Here is a 6,355-nt window from a genome sequence, read left to right as displayed (position 1 = left end):
ATACAAAGGTTATGTGAAGGGAATGCTTACAACCGAGGGGGATTATAATTATGATTTCAAAAAATTTGGAGTTTGGAAAAAGTATTTAGATGAGATTTTATTGATTGAAGAGTTTAATCATGATTTGCTAAATGCGAACAATAGAAAATCTAAAGAAGTGTTTAGAAAAATATCTGAAGAGGAAATGGGAAAGATCAAAGTCACTTATCCCTACGAGAAAAATACCGAATGGTTTAATAGTAAAGATGAAAGATTTGAAATAGATGCTAGTTTTGATATAGATAACTTTACAGGAACCATGAAAATAAAAATAAACGGAGCTTTAATTGATCTCTATAAATATAATGAAGGAGTTTGTTATGAAACTAGATCCTTTTATTATAATAGAGGGCCAAGGCACGAAATGGTTTTAGAGAAAAATAAGTTTGGAAGTGGATACACTGGTTACCAAAGAGATTACTACTATAACGGAAATGTTGAAGAAGAACTAACAGTTACTTTAGGAAGAGGTTATACTAGCCCTCTAGAAGCATTTAAATCCTCCTTTAACCCTACAGGACTTGGGAAACGAAGTGTAGGTTTTAATGAAACCTTTTCTTATTCAGGACCATTTAAACAATATTATTCAAATGGTCAGTTGATGGTTGAAGGAGAGAACTATAGAGATAGTCAGAATGTAGAAGATTTAATTATATACGACATAAAGGGAAACAGGTTGTATATAGATGATAAGTAAATTCATATGTAAAGAAGAGCTACTCTTCCTGTGTTTTTGGCTATAGAAAATATTGAATAATAACTATAGCGGCTTACCACGTGCTAACAAGTTGCTTAAGAGTGATTCGCAACGCATGGCATTTTACTATGCGTTGGCTCATGTGTTTAAGGTGTATGCAGAGCCTTGCTCGTTGCGTTGCTCACACCTTAGCAAAGCGTTACCCCATATCGGATTGCCATAGCTATCCTAATGCCAAGAGTCATTTTCAGAGCTTAAGCTCTAACGCATTTCTGTCCAAAAATGGGTTAGGGCGGTAATAAGATTAGCTCCCCTAGTAATGGAGGTTTGAACTCTTTATATATGTGTAGTTAAAAAGCTACTTCCCACAAACTCTATAAGAAACATAAAGCCTTAATTATCATAATTGTAAAATCGGTAATTACAGCAAAATGTTATCAATCCTTCCCAAGCAGGCCTAAGAATTTGTCTAAAAGTAAACGCTTTAACTATCCGTTAAAGTCATATTAAAAGCTATAACCCAATTTGCAATTAGATGCTTAACCATTGGCTTTGATCTTATTGGTAAACTAATTCAGCAATCAGGTTTTGTTGAATTGAAACCATAACAGTAACTCAGTTCTTGAACGCTAAAAATATTGAGGTTTGTAGTCATTGTTATAACTCGGGCTTTCTATAGGTCATCAAATAGGTTGGCTTCAGCAAAAACATCCGTGCGCTGTGTGGCTACTTTAAAATGTTGTTTAACTTAACTCGTCAGATTTCACGTAGCGTACGATCAAAACTTGATACTTTTATCATCTGTAAGTGTGAATTCTGGGATTCATGTTTTAACGCTTATCACTTTGACTATGTGCTCAGTGCTCAGTGCTCAGTGAAGACCCAGGTACTGGAGTTAGCATGAGTCCAATGTAATCCGTTCAGTTAGTAATGCTTGAATCGAGTTTAACCATAAGACCGGTGAAAGTTAGTGGCTTAACCGTGGTCGTGTTAATAGCAAGCAGAGCGATATGAATGAGAAACAGCATTAAAAAGATTAAGTAAGCTATAAAGTCATAGCCAGAAATATACAGAAGGGATAACTCAATAGTTAGTATCGATGCCTCATAGATCCTAAAGTCTTGACTGAGATTCTCATTTTCGAGGACAATTCCCATAAGGGCAAAGCAAAGGTTTCTACCCATAAACCCTATTTAACATAATATACATTGTGCGCATAAGCGTGTGAGAGCTATTAGGATGGGGTTAGATGCCAGATTTGTCTATATTTGCTTCCAATCAGCTCCATAACTATGAGTCATTTGTTTAGTCTTTAGCATCTAAACTTGAACCTGATAAACGCCAATACGTGGCTCTGAATACCTGACTCTGAATATGAGTCACTGAACACAGCTCAGTAAACACAGTTCATTAAATGTTTATTCTACAATCTTGCAAAATGAAACCTAAGAAGACTTTTCTGAAAACGCAGTTGGGAACTCAAGCGTTCAGCGATCAACTTATGCAGAACAATAATCTTAAACCCGACTGCAGATTCAGTTAGATTCTGCTTGGCCGTAGCTTAAGCTTAGCATTCATATGGTTTAATTAGCCCTTTGAAACTGGACGCTCAAACTCTGTATTTAAATCAAGATGAACTCTGTATTTTAATCAAGACATTGAATCTGTGCATTCAAGCTAGCATAAAAGCTTCGCTTGGAAATTAGACTGAAAACAGCCACTTTTTATCGTGCGCTACGTAAAATCTGGCGAGCTGAGCTAGGCAAAACTTTAAAGCAGCCACACAGCGCGCCGTACGCTCTTAACTAAAACTGTTTCATTAAAACTAGCTCAATACCAAGTTACTCGGTCTAGCTAAGTCTTACTCATAGTGTAAGCCTTAGTGAAATCCTTAGTGTAAGCCTTAGTGTGAATGCTAATCCGCAGTCGTGAATCAACTAAGTTATATCAGGCACAATTCTAACTAGCACAGTTTTATCTAAAACTGATCTTGGCTATATAGGTTTAGTCGATGTTTGTACTGACCACAGTGAGGTTAAGTTTAACGACTGGGTTTGGATAGGCTGGTTTAGTCGATACTTGTGATTCGCTTTAGGCTAAAAGCTCGTTTTACTAACTCGCTAATTCAAAGATGGGTATCAGAAAGACTGTGAACATGGCATACAACTGGAACCATTGGCCTAATCCAAGATTAGTCATCATCCGTTTCAAATCCAGTGGTGCCACAGCTAGCTAAAAACGAGAGAAAGCTTTAATAGACAGACGCAACCTTAAGAAAATAAACTGAAATAGCAGTAAAAGCCCTTTTAAGGCAATTGCCGATAATGTCACTTATCGGCATTAACTGTTCTTTGAAATCCCAACAGGAATCACAGCACAAACTAACTTAGATAAAGCCCGCTTAAATAAAGCATACTTAAATAAAACCCGCATAAATAAAGCCAACTTAGATTTAGTGGTTAGCAATAGAATCCGATACAGAATTGGTGTATTGGCTAAAGCAGAGAAGAATCGAATGGTTAATGTAAGATGACCATTTACGGCTCACATGCATGGCTCGAACCTCAAGTGTAAATATAAAGATTACAAGATTATAATCAATCACTTACGAGTGCGCTTGAGAGTAACTAAGTGTTGCACTCGCTTATTTTGAATATTGTGAATGGTTAATTATCGTGTCCACGCCCTACTCTTTAACGACTCGATAAGAGCTTGTTCAGACTTAATTCGGTCATCATCGCGCCCTGCTCAGTTAGAAATTCTTGATGCTTTTATTGAGAACGAATATTAGGAGCTTATGGCGTTGCTCATTCCTCTTTAATAACACGAGATGGCACGAGATGGCACGAGATAACTCGAAATATTAGCCTTCTTCCCTACTCCATTTTTACTAGGCTTGAGCTATAACTGTTGCTCTATAACTGTTGCTCGAGACATAACAGTATAAGATAAAGACTTTCCGTCTATTTTAAACATGTCTTTTATCTCACCAAATTTCTCAAACCCAGTGCTGGTATAGAGTTTTTGTGCGGCTAGATTATTTGAAAGTACCCAAAGATCGATAAACTCAATGACAGTGTTATCAGCAACCCACTCTAGCATTTGATTGATTAATTGTTTGCCGAGTCCTTGTTTACGAACAGAACGGTCAACCCCCATACCCAGTAATACTCTATGTTTAGTATGGTTTTCTGCATGACCTCGAATATCGATGTGCCCTACTATCTTTTTGTTATCATCAAAAGCCAGCCAAAGACGTCGCCAACCTGGTAGAGATATTTCCGTGCTAATGCCAGTAGAAAAACGTGCCTTCATAGCTTCATTCACCGATGATTCTGCTTTAGACATAGGTTGAAAAAGATGCGTATCACCGACACCATTGTCTGACAAATGATCATTTAAGTAACTGAATAAACTTGTTAAATCATTTTGGGTTGCTTGTCTTATTTCCATGTCACTCCATTTTATCGCAGCTTTATAGAGCCCTTTTAAAAGGCGAACTCAGCTGGGTTATTCTTATTTTTTATATGGCGATTTATCAATTACTTAGTCAGAACTTCTCACTTGATAGTGCCTTTGTACGTTTTTAGTTACTTTACCCCATTGAGATGATTTAACTCTAGCTTGATGATTATCAAAAGCAGTTTGATCTACAAATTCCTCGTAAACAATAAACTTATTACGATTGGATTCGTCAGGTGTCACGCTAAAAGTTAAACATCCAACCTCTTTTAACGTGAGACTTTTGTGCGTAGCCAATTCACGGCTTACTATCTCAAGATCTGAATCAGGTACGACTATAAAACCTTGCAATATAATCTTTGCCAACAATGAACTCCAATAACAGATAAGGGCGAGCTAAAATACCCATAGCTGTAGCATAAACACGCTACCACAATCAGAACATGAATTACGAGTAAGCATCGGTAACTACCTTGAAAAAGACCGCTAAGCTGAATGTCATACCGCATATACAGTAAGCAACTGTTTGGTAGTAAGAAAATGTCGTTTCGGAAGTACGAGCTATTAAATCTGCCCTTAACCGATCACACGGCGAACCGATGGAATACGATTGGCGGCATATACAACACCCGCAGCGATTGCCACGATAGGTAGATATTTTTTAAGCATTTTAGAAGTCCTCAAGGGATAGTTAGCGCCTCACGGCGTGAAAAATGACGCTTCGCAGCGTTATCTTTATCTCAGGACTGTAGGTATACGTGAATTTGGGGTACAAAAAAACCGTACCCGTTAACGGGTACGGTTTTTTTATTAAGCTCGAACGAACGTCAAAGTAAAGTTAGAGTGAAAATTTTCAGACTTGATAATTAAGTTATCTGATTTATCATCAATAAAGCCAAAGCAATGTTCTATTTTATTATCAAAAATATTTATCTGCCCCGTACTACTGTTTTCCTTTATAATTTCTACTTTACCTCTAAAAGTAGAACCAACTATAAATCCATTTAGTCTGTAACCTATTCTAAAACCATCCTTTATTTCAATATTAACTTGATCATTTTTAAGCTCAAACAAATCATCGCCACATTCATTTCGCCATGTTCCTAAAACCCTTGAATTACAACCGAAATAGAGTTGTTCAGTGAAACTTCGAATATTTTTTTGTAATTCATAGCATTTAGACGTTAACTCTTTCCAGCTTTGATCTTGCTCTCTTCGTTTAGCTGATATTTTTGCTAATAAGCCATGCACATTCTCATGAACTTCTTCTTGTTTGAGCGCCTCTTTAGCAATAGTTTCTGCTTCTTGAATAAATCCCGCCTCAAGTAGCATCTGCCCTTGATTAGCCATGGATAGTGTTATATTGAAATCACTACCTTTTCGATAGCAGTCGACAGCAATAATGTCCATATTTTCCTGTTTAGCTAAAACTCCAAGGTTGTTTATAGCACTGCCATGTTTTGGCTCAACTTTTAATAAGGATTCATAATTGGAGATAGATAATGCATTTATATTATTTTCAGCAGCTTCATAAGCCGAATCAAACAACAGAGATGAATCAAAATTATACTCTAAAGCTTTATCCTCACAAAAAACCGAGTAAATTAAATTACCTTTCGCCTTTTCCAAATTAGCAAGAGCCTTATAAATTTCACTTTTACTTTTATCATCAACCACCTCTTTAAAGTGATTAATTAATAAAGCATGACACTCTGTAAACTTATTATTTTTTACTAGAACACCTGCCAACTCAACAATAGCGCTCGTAAGTTCCGAATCTTCACAAAAGAAGTCAATTGCTTCATTCCAAAGACTTTCCGCTTTATCGAAAAGCCTCATTTCAACATATATATAAGATAACCACATATAAGCATCATATTTTGACGCTTTCTTTGAAACTCGGATTAACTCCAAAAGCCCATCAATAGCATGACTTGTAAAACCCTGTTCAAATAACTCCAAGTAGAAAAAAGCCTTATCTTTTTCTACTGTACCAGCATCAGTAGAGTTCAACTCATAGGCTTTGAATATTTCTAATGCCTCACCTAAGTCCCTGTTATTTAATGCTTGGCTGACATTTAAATGCCAATGACTATTATCCATTTTTTTCTTTATTTCAGGCTCCACATCGTCCTTAATTATTCCCTTATCCTCATC

The 6,355-nt window shown here is 36.5% G+C and carries 4 protein-coding genes; 1 reads left to right on the top strand and 3 read right to left on the bottom strand.

Annotated features, from left to right (window positions below; genetic code table 11):
* The coding region (locus K5Q92_RS23180; RefSeq protein ID WP_220771187.1) for a hypothetical protein at positions 1–736 on the top strand (736 nt) is incomplete at its 5' end.
* A gap of 2,901 nt (positions 737–3,637) precedes the next feature.
* Here the strand turns inward: K5Q92_RS23180 and K5Q92_RS23175 are convergent.
* The 3 genes from K5Q92_RS23175 to K5Q92_RS23165 form a co-directional block, all read right to left on the bottom strand.
* Entirely contained in the window at positions 3,638–4,189 is a 552-nt protein-coding gene (locus K5Q92_RS23175; RefSeq protein ID WP_220771186.1) for a GNAT family N-acetyltransferase, read from the bottom strand.
* Between the two features lie 93 nt (positions 4,190–4,282).
* Positions 4,283–4,564 carry a putative quinol monooxygenase gene (locus K5Q92_RS23170; protein WP_220771185.1) on the bottom strand — a complete coding sequence of 94 codons (282 nt, stop codon included), beginning with the start codon at positions 4,562–4,564 and terminating at the stop codon, positions 4,283–4,285.
* 444 nt (positions 4,565–5,008) lie between these two features.
* The coding region (locus K5Q92_RS23165; protein ID WP_220771184.1) for a lipopolysaccharide assembly protein LapB at positions 5,009–6,355 on the bottom strand (1,347 nt) is incomplete at its 5' end.

The organism is Shewanella sp. MBTL60-007, from assembly GCF_019654915.1.
In the GTDB taxonomy this organism is placed as follows: Bacteria; Pseudomonadota; Gammaproteobacteria; order Enterobacterales; family Shewanellaceae; genus Shewanella.
The sequence above is the reverse complement of the archived record's forward strand: the minus strand, read 5'-3'. Positions and strand labels throughout refer to the sequence as shown.

Bases quoted from the DNA above. Each gene is read 5' to 3' on its own strand.
- K5Q92_RS23175 (WP_220771186.1), bottom strand. From the start codon at position 4,189: ATGGAAATAAGACAAGCAACCCAAAATGATTTAACAAGTTTATTCAGT.